Source organism: Rhodococcus sp. NBC_00294 (assembly GCF_036163995.1).
In the GTDB taxonomy this organism is placed as follows: domain Bacteria; phylum Actinomycetota; class Actinomycetes; order Mycobacteriales; family Mycobacteriaceae; genus Rhodococcoides.
Window position 1 is genome coordinate 1,503,215 of the sequence record NZ_CP108043.1, and the last position, 14,461, is coordinate 1,517,675.

The window sequence follows — 14,461 nt, forward strand, 5'->3', positions numbered from 1 at the left end:
TCGACACTTCCGGGCACCCGCACGCCGACACCCGCACGATCGTGCACGTGATGCGGCACGGCGAGGTGCACAACCCCAAGGGAATCCTCTACGGGCGCCTCCCGAACTTCCGGTTGTCGGTGAACGGTCAGGCCCAGGCGCGCACGGTGGCGAACGTGCTCGCCGGGCACGACGTCACGCACGTCGTCGCCTCCCCGTTGCAGCGCGCCCAGGAGACGGCGGCGCCCATCGCGTCGGCGTTCGGGCTCACCATCGAGACGGACGAGAACCTCATCGAGGCCGGGAACGACTTCGAGGGTCTGAAGGTCGCCGTCGGAGACGGTGCGCTGCGCCGGCCCCGCCACTGGCTCAAGCTGCGTGACCCGTTCACCCCCTCGTGGGGCGAGCCCTACCTGCAGATCGCCCACCGGATGTTGGCTGCCGTCAACGCGGCTCGCGTCGCGGCCGTGGGCCACGAGGCCGTGTGCGTGAGTCATCAGCTGCCCGTGTGGACCCTGCGTCGCTTCCTGCAGGGCGACCGGTTGTGGCACGACCCCCGCAACCGCCAGTGCGGCCTCGCGTCGCTCACCTCGCTGATCTACGAGGGCGACACCCTCGTCGACATCGTCTACTCCGAGCCCGCAGGGGCGTCGGACCCCCTCCAGACCGGCGCATGAGACCCGCCCGCCTGCTCGCGCCGCTGCTCGTGGCCGCCACCGTTCTCACCGGGTGCGCCACGGGTACCGACGCCGTGGCACAGGGTGGGACCTTCGAGTTCGTCTCACCCGGCGGCAAGACGTCGATCTTCTACGACCCGCCCGCCGACCGCGGCACCGTGGGGAACCTCTCCGGACCCGACCTCATGACCGAGGGCACGACGACGTCGCTGTCCGACTACGAGGGCCAGGTCGTCGTCCTCAACATCTGGGGTCAGTGGTGTGGCCCCTGCCGCGGTGAGGCCGACGATCTCGAGCAGGTCTTCGAGGCGACGAAGGACCAGGGTGTGCAGTTCCTGGGCATCAACGTGCGCGACAACCAGCAGGACAAGGCGCAGGACTTCGTCATAGACAACAACGTGACGTACCCGTCCATCTACGACCCGCCGCTGCGCACCCTCCTCGCTCTCGGATCGAACTACCCGACCACCGTCATCCCGACCACGATCGTGCTCGACCGTGAGCACCGCGTCGCCGCGGTGTTCCTGACGGAGCTTCTCGCGAGCGACCTGCAGCCCGTGGTCGAGCGCATCGCAGCCGAGCCACTCGACGTGTCCGATGGGTGAGGCGTTCCAGTCGGCTGCCGCGTCGGGGCCGCTGTTCCTGGCTCTCGGTGCCTGCCTGCTCGCCGGTCTGGTGTCCTTCGCATCGCCCTGCGTCGTCCCCCTGGTTCCGGGTTACCTGTCCTACCTGGCCGGAGTCGTCGGAGCGGACTCCCCGTCCGTCACCGCCGACGAGGCGGCCACCAAGACTCTGGTGCGGGGTCGCAGCCGCGTCGCCGGTGCCGCGGCCCTCTTCGTTCTCGGATTCACCGTGGTGTTCGTCCTGGCCACGGCCTCGGTCTTCGGCGCCATCTCCGTGCTGTCGGTGAACCGCGAGATCCTGCAGCGTGTGGGCGGCGTCGTCACCATCGCGATGGGTCTCGTCTTCCTCGGTCTGATCCCCGCCCTGCAGCGCGACACGCGCTTCGAACCGCGCCGCGTCGGCAGCATCCTCGGGGCACCGCTGCTCGGTGGCGTGTTCGCGCTCGGATGGACCCCGTGTCTCGGACCCACGCTGGCGGGCGTCATCTCGCTGACGGCCGGCACCGAGGGCACCACCGCGGCGCGCGGTGTGGTGCTGATCGTCGCCTACTGCCTGGGACTGGGACTGCCCTTCGTCGTTCTGGCGTTCGGCTCCGTCAGCGCGTTGCGCGGCGTCGGATGGCTGCGCCGCAACGCCCGTGCCATCCAGGTGTTCGGCGGTCTGATGCTGGTGGCTGTCGGCATCGCCCTGGTGACCGGCGCCTGGGACCTGTTCGTCAGCTGGATCCGCGACGGAGCGGTGACCAGCGTGACCCTGCCGATCTAGTGGACGAGAAAGAGATATGAGCACTGACCTGTCGGCCCGCCCGGACGCCGAGGCGCGCCCGCCGCGGCAGTCTCCGGCGGGGCGCGTCGTCGCCGCAGTCCGGAACACCTGGCGCGGCCTGACCTCGATGCGCACGGCACTCGTGCTCCTTTTCCTCCTCGCCCTGGCCGCGATCCCGGGTGCGCTGCTGCCGCAGCGCAGCCTCAACTCGGGGAAGGTGGACCAGTACATCGCGGACCGCCCGTCCCTCGGGCCCGTCATGGACCGGCTGGAGTTGTTCGACGTCTTCGGCAGCTTCTGGTTCACGGCGATCTACGTCCTGCTGTTCGTCTCGCTCGTCGGCTGCATCCTGCCGCGCTGCGTCGACCACGCCCGCGCGTTGCGCACCCCGCCGGTCGCCACCCCGCGCAACCTGGGGCGGCTGCCCCACCACCTGCGCACCGAGGTCGACACGGCACCCGACGTTCTCCTCGACGAGATCGACGGCCGGATGCGCGGCTGGCGGAAGATGCGGCGCACCGAGGAGAGCGGCGCCTTGACGCTGTCCGCGGAGAAGGGGTACCTGCGCGAGGCGGGCAACCTGGTGTTCCACCTGTCGCTCGTCGGTCTGCTCGTGGCCATCGCCGTCGGGAAGCTCTTCAGCTACGAGGGCAACGTCGTCGTCATCGCCAACGACGGCCCGGGCATCTGCACCACCTCGCCCGCCCAGTTCGACTCGTTCCGCGCCGGCAACAGCGAGGACGGCACGGGCATGACCCCGCTCTGCGTGCGGGTGAAGAACTTCACGGCCGACTACCTCGAGAACGGGCAGGCAGAGCAGTTCACGTCCGACATCGAGTACCAGGCCGGCGACGACCTGGTCACGAACACCTGGCGCCCGGACACCCTGCAGGTCAACCATCCGCTGCGAGTCGCCGGTGACCGCGTCTACCTGCAGGGACACGGATACGCGCCGACGTTCACGGTGACGTTCCCCAACGGAGAGACCCGTACCGAGACGGTCCAGTGGGAGCCGACGGACGGCACCACGTTCCTCTCCAGCGGAGTGCACCGCTTCGATCCGCCCGGCGGTCTGTACCCGGATCCCGATGTCCGCCGCCAGAACCAGATCGCCATCGAGGGGCTGTTCGCGCCCACCGCGTTCTTCCACGGCTCGCTGTTGTCGTCGAGCTTCCCCGCCCCGAACGATCCGGCGGTGGCCGTCAACATCTACAAGGGCGACACCGGCCTCGACACCGGTAATCCACAGTCGCTGTTCTCGCTGAGCCAGGTGCTGGTGGAGCAGGGCCGGCTGGTGAAGCAGGATCGCGTCAACCTGACACCGGGGGAGTCGACGACGCTGTCCGACGGCACGCAGGTGCGATTCGACGGTGCCGAGGAATTCGTCAACCTGCAGGTCTCGCACGACCCCGCGCAGACGTGGGTGCTGGTGTTCGCGCTGTCGATGATGGCCGGTCTGCTGGTGTCCCTGGTGATCAAGCGCCGTCGCATCTGGGTCCGCGTGAGCACGGACGACGACCGACGACGTACCGTAGTAGAAGTGGGCGGACTCGCCCGGACCGATCAGGCCGGCTGGGGTGACGAGTTCGACCGCCTCACCGCGCGGGTGCTCGACCGACCCGACGCCGATGACGTACCGACCTCGAACAACAGGGAGTGACCATGCCGATCGACGCCACACTCGCGCAGTTCAGCGACTGGTCCTTCCGGTCGGCGTTCGGTGTCTACCTGCTCGCGGCGGTGTTCCTCATCGCCCAGTACGCCACGCAGACCGTCACGGCTGCGGAGCAGAAGTCCGAGCGGCAGCTCGTCGCGGCGGGCAAGGCGCCCGTGCGGCCCACCGGTCCCGGTCGGATCGAGGAGGCGCCCCGGCGTCCCGCGTCCGAGCGCTACGGCGGCATGGGCTACGCGCTGGTGGTGCTCGGTCTGCTGCTCACGGTCACGTCGATCGTGCTGCGCGGATTCGCCACCGACCGGTTCCCGCTCGGCAACATGTACGAGTTCGTGACGATGGCCACGGCCGCCGCGACGGCGACCTCGATCATCGCGCTGCGGAAGATGCGCCCGACGCTGATCTTCGTGGTCGTCCCGGTCATGATCCTGATGTTCCTCGCGGCGACGGTCCTCTACGCCGACGCGGCCCCCGTGGTTCCGGCCCTGCGCTCGTACTGGTTGCCGATCCACGTGACCATCGTCAGCATCGGCAGCGGAATCTTCCTGGTGGCCGGCGTCGCGTCGCTGCTGTTCCTGCTGCGGATGCGCTTCCCCGCCACGGAGGACGGCGCGAACACGGGTGCACTCGCCCGGTTCGCCCAGCGTCTTCCGGACGCCCGCACGCTCGACCGCCTGGCCTACAAGACCACGATCATCGGCTTCCCGCTGTTCGGCGCCGGCGTCATCCTCGGTGCGATCTGGGCCGAGGCCGCGTGGGGACGCTTCTGGGGCTGGGATCCCAAGGAGACGGTGTCCTTCATCGCGTGGGTCGTCTACGCGGCGTACCTGCACGCACGGGCGACGTCGGGCTGGCGGAACACCCGCGCGGCGTGGATCAACGTCGCGGGCTTCGTCGCCATGCTGTTCAATCTCTTCATCATCAACATGGTCGTCTCCGGTCTGCACTCGTACGCGGGTCTGAACTGACCGTCGGCTCGACATGACCGCCGGGGGGAATCGGTGACGGACGATCGTTGGGACGGGTGGTCGCCCGGCCCGCAGGACGACGGGCGGATCCCGTCCGCGTCGACGCCGACGGATCCGGCGATCCAGCAGGTGCCTGCCTCGCCGATGCAACCGCCCACGGCGCACGACCTCTCGACGTCACGGCTGCTGCGGACCTCGCCGCCCCCACCGACGGGCGGCTGGCGCCGCACGCTCTTCGACGTCACCGGTGGCCGGGTGAACGTGGGCAACAGCGCCAAGGAGCAGCGGCGGCTCGCGTTGATCCGTCAGGTCGGCAACCCGTTGCACGGGTGTCATCGCATCGCGATCCTGAGCCTCAAGGGAGGCGTCGGGAAGACCACGGTGGCGGCGGCGCTGGGATCGACGTTCTCGTCGGTCCGGGGCGACCGTGTGATCGCCGTGGACGCGAACCCCGACCGCGGAACGCTGAGCTCCCGGGTTCCGCTGGAGACCGAGAAGACGGTGCGCGACCTGCTGAAGGATGCCCGCGACATCGACAAGTACAGCGCGGTCCGCGACTTCACGTCCCAGAATCACCACCGGCTCGAAGTGCTGGCGTCGGAGTCCGATCCGGCCATGTCGGAGGCGTTCGACGCGTACGACTACGAGACCACGGTGGCCGTGCTGGAGCGGTTCTACAACATCGTGCTGACCGACTGCGGAACGGGACTTCTGCACTCGGCGATGCGGGCGATCCTGCGCAGCGCCGACGGGCTGGTGATCGTGAGCAGCGGATCGGTGGACGGTGCGCGGAGTGCATCGGCGACGATGGACTGGCTCGACGCGCACGGTTACCGGCATCTGGTGGAGCAGTCGTTGACAGTGGTCAACATGGTGCGGCCCGGGTCGAAGGTCATCGACGTCTCGAAGATCGTCGACCACTTCGGTCAGCGATGTCGCGCCGTGCGGGTGATCCCGTACGACGACCATCTCGCTCAGGGGGCGGAGGTCGACCTCGACGCTCTCGCGCCGGCGACGCGCACGGCGCTTCTCGAGACGGCAGCAGCGATGACCGCCGAGTTCCCGCCCCACGTCACGCGGTGACGGTCGTCCGCTGCACCGCACCGCACCGCGTGACGCGACTCAGTCGACGGAACCGGGGGTTCCCGCATCGGGACGCTCGGGACCGTTGCCACGATCACGTGCAGGGTTGTTCCTGATCTTCCACAGGAACTCCGGGTCGTCGTCCGGTCCGGTGACGCGTCCTCTGGGTGCCCCGGTCTCGGGGCCGAAAGACTTCCAGAGGAGCACGATCACGACCACGAGCCCGATCAGAGCCAGAACATAGATCATCACGCACCTCCACTACCGAGCGTAGTCGTGGCGGAGCGCCGGGGCACTCGAGTCGAGCTCGCAAGATCCTGAGAATCTGCTCGCACGCACTGGTGTCCGACACGAACACCGCGAGTGGCGACCGATGGTCGACTCGGTGACGAGTGGGTGGCGCTCAAGGGGTGACGCGTGATCAGCGGTGCGCCTCGGTGGTGAGCGAGGTCAGGAGCTGCATGACCTCGGACTCGCGGAAGCGACGGTGGCCGCCGGGAGTGCGGAGCGATCCGAGCCGGCCGGCGTGGGCCCAGCGCGTGACGGTCTTCGGATCGACATGGAAGAGTGCGGCCACCTGGCCGGGGGTGAGCAGGTTCTCCTGCGTGGGGGTGTAAGCCGGTGCACTCATCGCGATCCTCCAGGGACACAGTCTTCATCTCGGTCGAATGCGGCTGTATGTCCGCATCCGTTGCCCATGGTGGCACCGAGACCCCCGGGTACTCGACTCTTCTAATGTTGGTAAAGGGGAGGTAATGGACAAATCGGATACGTCGAACGGCTCCGGTAATCTGTGTCCATGACCGATCCCATCCCCACCGGCAGCACCCCGAGCGGGTCGGCGAAGGGCCGACTGGTCCGCGATCTCGGCCTCTACACCGCCGCCCGGCTCGGTCTCATCGCTGTGGTCGCGGCCGTCATCTACTTCGGTGCCGCGCTGGTCGGGGTGACCGTGCCGCTGCTGATCGCCATGGTGTTCGCCCTGGTCGTCGCGTTCCCCCTGTCGCTCGTGCTCTTCAAGGGACTGCGCCGACGCGTCAACGAGGACATCGCCGCCGTCGACGAGAAGCGTCGCCGCGACCGCGAGGATCTGCACTCACGCCTGCGCGGAGAGTGACCGTGCGGCGAGTGCGCGGGCCAGGTGGTCGCGCTGCTCGATCACGCACCGTCGCAGAGCCGCGGGTACGTCCGGGTGACCCGAGAGCCAGCGATCGGCGTCCTCGCTGTGGGCCGCCGACGGGAAGAGCCCGATGACGAGTCGTCGAGCGATCTCGATGCTCCGCTCCCGCCAGAAGGTCTCCAGCAGGGCGTAGTACTGCTCGTCGAAGCGCTCGATCAGCGTGCGTGACGGTCCGGCGGTGAAGCCGCGGATCAGCGCCCCCACCCGCTCGTTGCTCAGGGCGTCCGAACCGGTCAGGGCGGCCCAGGTCGCCTCCTTCACCGACGCGACGGGCTGCGCCGCCACCGCGGCGGCGTACTGCACCTCACCGGCCCCCGTGCGGTCGGACTCGAGCACCGTCGCCAGCTCGGCCTCGTCGGTGTGACCGGTCGCCGACAGGGCGAACCACAGGCCCCAGCGCTGCTCGGCGTCCAGTTCGAGACCGTCGACGGAGTCCTCGCCGGAGAGCAACGCGCGCACCCTTCCGGCGTGCGACGGGTCGTGTGACGCCGCGGCCGAGAACGCCCGGAACCACTCGAGCTGCGCGTCCGACCCGGCCGGCGCCCCGGCGAGCTGCTCGGCCGTCGTCGCGGTCCACCGCTGCCGGACACCGTCCCGGTCCGCGGCGTAGTGCTCCACCGCGACCGCGGTGTCCGCGAGAATCGATCCGAGCACGGCCGGATGCGACTCGGTGGGTGCGAAGCGGACGGCGAGATCGACGTACGTCTGCGCAGGCAGTTCGGCATCGCGCGTCGCGTTCCACCAGGACGACCACACCAGCGCGCGGCGCAGGTCGTCGGGGATGCGGTCCAGCGACTGCATCGTCGATTCCATCGACCGCGCGTCCAGGCGCACCTTCGCGTACGTGAGATCGCCGTCGTTCGGCAGGATCACCGCGGCATCGGGCAGCGCGAGCGGTGTCTCCGCGTCGGTGATGTGCACCGAGATCGGTTCCGCATCGACGAGGTGGCCGTTCTCGTCCGGCGACAGGCACGCGATGTCCAACCGCTGAGGACGCGGATCCGTCTGCGTGAGAACACCTCTGGTGCGGTCGTACAGCACGGTCGACACGCCGGTGGTCTCGAGCCAGGCGGCCGACCAGTCGTCGAGCGACCGACCGGCCGGTGCTGCCAGGGCGTCGAGCAGGTCGCGCAGGGTGGCCGTCCCGAAGGCCCGAGCGCGGAAGTACGCGCGGGCGCCCTCGAAGAAGGCCTCGTCACCGACGAAGGCCCCGAGTTGTTTGATCACGCTGGCGCCCTTGGCGTAGGTGATGCCGTCGAAGTTGAGCTTGGCCGCCTCGAGGTCGACGATGTCGGCGACGACGGGGTGGGTGGTCGGGAGCTGGTCCTGCGAGTAGGCCCAGGCCTTGCGGCGCAGGGCGAACGACACCCACGCGTCGGTGAACCGGGTGGCCGCGACCGAGGCGTACGCGCCCAGGTAGTCGGCGAGGGACTCCTTGAGCCACAGGTCGTCCCACCACTGCATGGTCACCAGATCGCCGAACCACATGTGCGCCATCTCGTGCAGGATCGTGTTCGCGCGCCGGGCGTACTGCGCTCGGGTGGCCGCGCTGCGGAACACGTACGACTCCGTGAACGTGACGCAGCCTGGGTTCTCCATGGCGCCGAGGTTGTACTCGGGCACGAACACCTGGTCGTACTTCCCGAAGGGGTAGGGGAACTCGAACGCATCGTGGAAGAAGTCGAGCCCGGCGCGCGTGACGTCGAAGATGTCGTCGTGGTCGAGGTGCTCGCCGAGCGACGCACGGCACCACGCGCCGAGTTCGATGGTGAGGTCGCCGCGGCGGTACTCCGACGTGGCGCGGTGGTACGGGCCCGCGACGACGGCCGTGATGTACGTGGAGATCGGCTGCGTGGCGGCGAAGACACGGGTGGACGACCCTGCGTCGTCGGTGGTGGTCTCCTCCACCCGCTCGTTCGACAGCACCGTCCACTCGTCCGGTGCGCTCACCCGGAAGACGAACGGTCCCTTGAGGTCCGGCTGCTCGAAGTTCACGAAGACGCGCCGCGCGTCGGCGGGCTCGTACTGCGTGTAGAGGTAGGTCTCGCCGTCCGCCGGATCGACGAATCGGTGCAGGCCCTCACCGGTGCGGCTGTACCAGCCGCGGGCGTGGATGCGCACGGTGTTGTGGCTCCCGAGATCACGCAGCAGCACCCGCGCACCGTCGTACTGCACCTCCTGTTCGTGGTCGTTGACGATCACGCGGTCCACGCCGGCACCGAGGAAGTCCATCCACGTCGACGACGCGGTGGCCGCGAAGCTCACGGTGGTGACGGTGCCGAACTCGGCTCGGGTCCGTGCCTCGGTCAGGTCCAGCGCCACGTCGTATCGCACGTCGGACACCACCCGGGCGCGGTCGGCGGTCTCGGCGCGGGTCAGGTTCGCGGTACTCACACCTTCATGCAACACCACCGGAGGCGCGGCTCGCGACACACCACCGTCGCGGCGACCCGTGCCATCATGGGGCGCATGATTCTGGTGCTCAGATTGATCGTCACGGCGTTCGCGATCTGGCTGGCGGCGTCCTGGGTGGACGGCATCTCGATCGCGAGTTCGGGGCGCGGGCAGGGCTGGGACCTGGTGGTGCTGATCGGGATCGCCGCCGTGTTCACCGTGATCAACGCCTTGGTCAAGCCGATCGTGCAGTTGTTGTCGCTGCCCCTCATCGTGCTGACCCTCGGGCTGTTCCTGTTGGTGATCAACGCGTTGATGCTGCTGCTCACCGCCGCCATCACCGAGAGCACCGGGTACGGGCTCACCGTCGACGGTTTCGGGTCCGCCTTCTGGGGCGCGGTGATAGTGTCCATCGTCAACTGGGTTCTCGGTGGACTGGTGCCGGACCGGCGATCGGCGCGCCGCTGAGGCTGCCGCCGACCGCGGTCAGTCCAGCCGCGCCACGAATGCCGTGATGGTCTCGCGAAGCTTGCCGACGCGCTCCTCGACCGGGGTGTCGTCGCGGTACTGCCGTCCCAGCGTCGGGGTCTTGATCCGCCGCGCGTACAGGGAGCAGGCCAGATCCGAGCACAGGTAGGTGCCGACGGTGTTGCCGCGGCGGCCGGACTCACCGGTCTTGCGGGCCACCATCAGCGTGACGCCGCCGTTCTGATGCCCGGTGGTGCAGATGCTGCACATCTGAGATCGGCGAGAACTGCTCTCCGAACGCAGGGCGACTCCGACGAGCCGATCCGCGGTCGGCACGACGAGGAAGCTGCGGCCCGGATACGCGGGGTCGCTCCAGCCGAGGAAGTCCAGGTCGTCCCACGGGCGACGGTCCAGATCGGTGGGGACCGGGATGCGCTTCGCCTCGCCCTTCGAGCAGTTGACGAACGATGCCCGGATCTCGGGTTCGGTCACGGGGTCCATGGGACGACCGTAGAGGGAGATCATGACCGTCGGCAACGGAATTATCCGTCGCGCGGCGACTATCCGAGCAGCAGGCCGACGGTGGTCGCCACCGCCCAGACGAGCATCGCGAGACCCGAGTCGCGCAGCGCCGGAATGAGCGCGAGGCCCTGCTGCCGGGTGCGGACGGGGGCGTTGGCACGCCAGGCCAACGGGAAGGCGACGACGCCCAGCACGGCCCACGGCGAGTGCAGGAGCAGCAGCAGGCTGACGAGGAACGGCACGCCGAGCAGCGCGGCGTGCAGACCGCGGCTCCGGGCGTCACCCAGCCGGACCGCGAGGGTGAGCTTGCCCGCCTCGGTGTCGGTGGGAATGTCGCGGATGTTGTTGGCCACCAGGACGGCGCTCGAGAAGCAGCCCATCGCGACGGCGCTCGCGAGTCCCACGAGGTCGACGCGATCGGTGAGCACGAACTGGGTGCCGAGCACGGCGACGAGGCCGAAGAAGACGAAGACGGCGATCTCTCCGAGGCCGCTGTAGCCGTAGGGCTTCGATCCGCCCGTGTAGTACCAGGCTCCCGCGATGCACACGACACCGACGAGAACCAGCCACCAGGCCGTCGTCAGGGCGAGGACGAGACCCGCGACGGCAGCGAGTGCGAAGCACGCCACGGCCGCGCCGCGGACGGCCGACGGCGTCGCCAGCCGGGAGCCGACGAGGCGGATCGGTCCGACGCGGTCGTCGTCGGTTCCGCGGATGCCGTCGGAGTAGTCGTTGGAGAAGTTCACGCCGACGATGAGGGCGACCGACACGAGCAGTGCCACCGGGGCCTTCCACCACGTCACGTCGCCGGCCGCCGCTGCCGCACCCGCCGCGGCCACGACCGGTGCGATCGCGTTCGGAAGTGTGCGCGGCCGTGCGCCTTCGAGCCACTGGGATGCTGTCGCCATGTGTGGATCATTGCCTACGCATGCCGATGCGGCCCCGCGCGGTCGTGTTGTGAGGCCCACCGCTCCCGGCGTACACTCCGGATGCGCCCTCGACCTCGGGGGTTTCTCACAGGCTTGTCGCCGTCGGCCGTGAACGTGGCACACGAATGCGGAACCGGTCCTTCGATCGGTTCACCTGTCGCACCCCGGGGATGAACGATGGACGACATCACCAGTTCCACGATCGACGACGCCGTCGCGGCCATGACGGACGTCGAACTCGACCGCGCCATCCGCGCGCTCACACTGCGTCAGCGGTCCCTGCTGCTCGGCGGTGACCTCGACACGGCCTGGGCGGTCACCGAGGATCTCGAGCGCTGCCTCGCGGCCCGGTGCGGTATGCCGCGAACCTGACACGCTCGAGCCCGAGAAGAGGCTCAGCTGGACCGTCTGCGCGGCCCACGACCCGGGTATCCGGTGTCGGTGGGCGGGACGGGATCGTCCTCGTCGGAGAATCCGACCGGTTGGAATTCCACCATCAGGAAGCGTTGTCCCGGAACACGTGTCGCCCGTAGGTCGACGACTGTCCACCCGCCGTCGACACGGCGCAGTCGCACGCCGGGGATCTCGGTGCGATGGTCCGCCCACTCGTGCATCCGGCGATAGGCCGACACGATGCGCGCGATGTCCGAGGGGTGCGGGGTGTCGCGCTGATCGACCTGCCCCTTCCACAGGATGTTCTCCACCGGATCTGTCAGCCACCGCACTACGCGCACGCGCTCGGTGTCGATGAGTGCGATCGCGGTGGGGGAGTTGCGCGTCAGCGACCGCAGCGCGAACGCCTCGACCGACGGTCCGGCCACCACGAGTTCGTCCGCGCGGAGCGAGATCGCCAACGCGTGCGACACGGTGTCGACGTACCGGCTGGCGTCGTCGGCGGACGAGGTGTCGAGCACCGTCCGCACCGCATTGCGCAGGGGCCGGGCACCGCGCGGGGTACGCAGCGCCACGGTGCCGTCCCAGCGGGTTCCGGGTTCCGCGTCGAGCAGTGCGACGAGGAGATACATCGCGCTGTCGGCGTCGTCCGCGTGGTCGAACAGCTCGAATGCCGGTGCGGCGAGCTTCGATGCCGGCTCCCGGCCCGTGACGCCGGCGATGCCGGGCGTGAACGCGAACTGTCGACGTGACGAGGACCAGTCGTAGCCGACGACGAGGGGCGGCGGTGCGTCGGAATCGTCACCGGCGTACAGCATCACACCGTGGACGGCCTTCCGGGGACCCGGTACCGCGACGGCCCGCAGCGGACCGTTCAGTCCCGGCACGGTCTCGGCCGCGTCCTCGCCGCTGGTCGCGACGAACGCGGTCATCGCACGCGCCGCGTCCGCGATGCGCTTGCTGCCGACCGCGCGGGAGAGCGCCGTCCAGTCCTTCGCCCGACCGTCCTTGGCGACGACGGTCCCCACGGGACCGGCATCGCCGTCGGGCGGTTCGGCGAGTGTCTCCACGACGATCCAGCCGTCGTGCGCGTCGGGAGCTGCTCCCGTCGCCTGCCTCGCCATCGTCACTGTCCTCCGAACCCACGAACAACCAAGCCCCCGACCCGGATGTACCGGGAGGACCTTACTCACCGTCACGGTCTCGGGCGGCTCGCCCCTCGGCGTGCGGGGGAAGATGTCATTCGGTCGGACTACACGCGACCAGCGTCGTTCGCGCGGCCGCGCGGTCCACCTTGCCCGGGCCGCGGGCCGGGAGCGCGTCCACGAACAGCACCTGCCGGGGTGCCGCGGCAGGGCCGAGCGCGTCGGCGACGGCCGCCCGGAGAGACTCCGGCGACAGCTCGACACCGGGCCGCAGCACCACCAGTGCGCCCACCCGTTCGCCCAGGCGCGGATCGGGAACGCCGACCACGACGCACTCGGCGACCCCGTCGATCCCCGCGACGGCGTCTTCCACCACTCGCGGTACGACGGTGAGTCCGCCCGTGGTGATGGCGTCGTCGGCCCTCCCGAGAATCTGCAGACGGTCGCCCTGCAGGCGTCCGAGATCATCGGTGCGGAACCACCCCGCCTCGGCGAACGCCGGGTGATCAGGCATTCCGCGGTAACCGTTCGCCAGTGTGGGTCCGCCGAGGCGCACCCGGCCGTCCGCCTCGAGGCCGACGGTCACGCCGTCCAGGGGAACGCCGTCGTAGACGCACCCGCCGCAGGTCTCGCTCATCCCGTAGGTGCGGACCACGGTGATCCCCGCAGCGAGTGCGCGGTCGAGCACGGGAGCCGGGGTCGCGGCCCCGCCGAGCAGAACGGCGTCGAGGGACGCGAGCGCCGCGACGGCGTCCGGACGATCGAGCGCCTTCACCATCTGGGTGGGGACGAGGGAGGTGTAGCGCCGGGGCCCGCTCATCGACGCGACCGCGCGGACGAGGTGCGCGGGGTCGAATCCCGTCGACACGTCCACCACCGCGGGTTCGTGGCCGGCGGCGAGGGAGCGCAGCACCACCTGCATCCCGGCGATGTGATGGGCCGGCAGCGCGAGCAACCACTGTCCCGGCCCACCCAGCCGGGCATGGGTGGCGGCGGCGCTGGCCCGGAGTGCGGCCGCCCCGAGCAGGGCCCCCTTCGGGATTCCCGTCGACCCGGACGTCGCGAGCACCATCGCGGTACCCGGCTCCGCGGGAGTGCCCGGTGACAGCGCGTCGGCGAGGCGTCGACGCTCACGATCGTCGTCGGCGGGGACCGGCAGGACCGGCACGGCGGTACCGTCGAGCACGGCGCGCAGTCGCGGCAGCAGACCCAGCACCGCGTCTCCGCTGGGCACCGGGAGGACGGTCAGATCAGCCACGGCGTTGCGGATGGTCGGGCGGAACCTCGACCACGACGATGCGTGTGCCGTCGGGGTCGGCGATCCACATCTCCGTCAGTCCCCAGGGCTCGGTCTGCGGAGCCCGCACGACTTCGACGCCCGCCGCCTCGAGCTCGGCGCGTGCCGCCTCGACGTCACGCACCTGCAGCAGGATCGTCGCCATCGCACCCGCCGTCGGCTCGCCGTCAGCTGTCGACCGGCCTCCGGCCTGCCCGTGTCCGGCCACCTCGATTAGCGACTGCCCCGCGAAGAACACCACGCCACCGGGATACTCGCGGAAGATGCCGAGCCGCAACCGGTCCCGATAGAAGCTCAGGGTCTCGTCGACGTTTCTCGGCCGCAGGATGATCCGGCTCGCCAGCACCTCCATCGTCGGTCGCCTC

General features: G+C 69.6%; 17 protein-coding genes. 9 read left to right on the top strand and 8 right to left on the bottom strand.

Going from position 1 to position 14,461, the window contains the following annotated elements; all coding sequences use genetic code 11:
* Positions 1-50: 50 nt before the first annotated feature.
* From OHB23_RS07205 to OHB23_RS07230, 6 genes are read left to right on the top strand one after another with little or no spacing between them, the layout of a single operon-like run.
* Positions 51-656 carry a histidine phosphatase family protein gene (locus OHB23_RS07205; protein WP_051613157.1) on the top strand — a complete coding sequence of 202 codons (606 nt, stop codon included), beginning with the start codon at positions 51-53 and terminating at the stop codon, positions 654-656.
* Positions 653-1,261 carry a TlpA disulfide reductase family protein gene (locus tag OHB23_RS07210; RefSeq protein WP_222638080.1) on the top strand — a complete coding sequence of 203 codons (609 nt, stop codon included), beginning with the start codon at positions 653-655 and terminating at the stop codon, positions 1,259-1,261. Before OHB23_RS07205 ends, OHB23_RS07210 begins: the two co-directional genes overlap by 4 nt.
* Positions 1,254-2,045: a cytochrome c biogenesis CcdA family protein gene (locus OHB23_RS07215; RefSeq protein WP_027504522.1), complete on the top strand. Its 792-nt coding sequence runs from the start codon at positions 1,254-1,256 to the stop codon at positions 2,043-2,045. The genes OHB23_RS07210 and OHB23_RS07215 overlap by 8 nt, the downstream gene beginning before the upstream one ends.
* Before the next feature lie 16 nt (positions 2,046-2,061).
* The gene (gene resB, locus OHB23_RS07220) at positions 2,062-3,705 is read left to right on the top strand and encodes a cytochrome c biogenesis protein ResB (protein WP_328811195.1); all 1,644 of its coding nucleotides are present in this window, start codon (positions 2,062-2,064) and stop codon (positions 3,703-3,705) included.
* 2 nt (positions 3,706-3,707) lie between these two features.
* The gene (ccsB, locus tag OHB23_RS07225; protein WP_056441651.1) at positions 3,708-4,685 is read left to right on the top strand and encodes a c-type cytochrome biogenesis protein CcsB; all 978 of its coding nucleotides are present in this window, start codon (positions 3,708-3,710) and stop codon (positions 4,683-4,685) included.
* A 33-nt stretch (positions 4,686-4,718) separates the two neighbouring features.
* Complete coding sequence (locus tag OHB23_RS07230) at positions 4,719-5,768, top strand: MinD/ParA family ATP-binding protein (protein ID WP_051613086.1); 1,050 nt, start codon at positions 4,719-4,721, stop codon at positions 5,766-5,768.
* Positions 5,769-5,807: 39 nt separating this feature from the next.
* Here the strand turns inward: OHB23_RS07230 and OHB23_RS07235 are convergent, their stop codons facing one another.
* Both OHB23_RS07235 and OHB23_RS07240 read right to left on the bottom strand, forming a co-directional pair.
* Positions 5,808-6,017 (bottom strand): hypothetical protein, encoded by a 210-nt coding sequence (locus tag OHB23_RS07235; protein ID WP_027504525.1) that lies wholly within the window; start codon positions 6,015-6,017, stop codon positions 5,808-5,810.
* Positions 6,018-6,189: 172 nt separating this feature from the next.
* A complete protein-coding gene (locus OHB23_RS07240) occupies positions 6,190-6,399 on the bottom strand; it encodes a BldC family transcriptional regulator (protein ID WP_042574081.1) in 210 nt (69 codons plus the stop codon).
* Between the two features lie 168 nt (positions 6,400-6,567).
* Here OHB23_RS07240 and OHB23_RS07245 point away from each other — a divergent pair, with 168 nt between their 5' ends.
* Positions 6,568-6,885, top strand: coding sequence for a DUF4229 domain-containing protein (locus tag OHB23_RS07245; protein ID WP_027504527.1), 318 nt, complete (start codon positions 6,568-6,570; stop codon positions 6,883-6,885).
* On the opposite strand, the gene pepN is transcribed toward OHB23_RS07245, so the two are convergent.
* Positions 6,865-9,342 carry an aminopeptidase N gene (gene pepN, locus OHB23_RS07250; RefSeq protein WP_328811196.1) on the bottom strand — a complete coding sequence of 826 codons (2,478 nt, stop codon included), beginning with the start codon at positions 9,340-9,342 and terminating at the stop codon, positions 6,865-6,867. The two genes, OHB23_RS07245 and pepN, sit on opposite strands and share 21 nt — an antisense overlap.
* 75 nt (positions 9,343-9,417) lie before the next feature.
* Here pepN and OHB23_RS07255 point away from each other — a divergent pair, with 75 nt between their 5' ends.
* On the top strand, positions 9,418-9,810 hold the full coding sequence (locus OHB23_RS07255) for a phage holin family protein (protein ID WP_027504529.1): 393 nt from the start codon (positions 9,418-9,420) through the stop codon (positions 9,808-9,810).
* A gap of 18 nt (positions 9,811-9,828) precedes the next feature.
* On the opposite strand, the gene OHB23_RS07260 is transcribed toward OHB23_RS07255, so the two are convergent.
* A complete protein-coding gene (locus OHB23_RS07260; protein ID WP_027504530.1) occupies positions 9,829-10,311 on the bottom strand; it encodes an FBP domain-containing protein in 483 nt (160 codons plus the stop codon).
* Positions 10,312-10,370: 59 nt separating this feature from the next.
* Positions 10,371-11,240, bottom strand: coding sequence for a 1,4-dihydroxy-2-naphthoate polyprenyltransferase (locus tag OHB23_RS07265; RefSeq protein ID WP_328811197.1), 870 nt, complete (start codon positions 11,238-11,240; stop codon positions 10,371-10,373).
* 198 nt (positions 11,241-11,438) lie between these two features.
* On the opposite strand from OHB23_RS07265, the gene OHB23_RS07270 reads away from it, so the two are divergent.
* Positions 11,439-11,633, top strand: a complete 195-nt coding sequence (locus tag OHB23_RS07270) for a hypothetical protein (protein WP_037184696.1) — start codon at positions 11,439-11,441, stop codon at positions 11,631-11,633.
* 23 nt (positions 11,634-11,656) lie between these two features.
* Here OHB23_RS07270 and OHB23_RS07275 read toward each other — a convergent pair whose 3' ends face one another.
* The 3 genes from OHB23_RS07275 to OHB23_RS07285 form a co-directional block, all read right to left on the bottom strand.
* Positions 11,657-12,778 (bottom strand): GAF domain-containing protein, encoded by a 1,122-nt coding sequence (locus tag OHB23_RS07275; protein WP_222638085.1) that lies wholly within the window; start codon positions 12,776-12,778, stop codon positions 11,657-11,659.
* A gap of 115 nt (positions 12,779-12,893) precedes the next feature.
* Positions 12,894-14,057, bottom strand: a complete 1,164-nt coding sequence (menE, locus tag OHB23_RS07280; protein ID WP_328811198.1) for an o-succinylbenzoate--CoA ligase — start codon at positions 14,055-14,057, stop codon at positions 12,894-12,896.
* Positions 14,050-14,448: a VOC family protein gene (locus OHB23_RS07285; protein WP_328811199.1), complete on the bottom strand. Its 399-nt coding sequence runs from the start codon at positions 14,446-14,448 to the stop codon at positions 14,050-14,052. Before OHB23_RS07285 ends, menE begins: the two co-directional genes overlap by 8 nt.
* Positions 14,449-14,461: the final 13 nt, after the last annotated feature.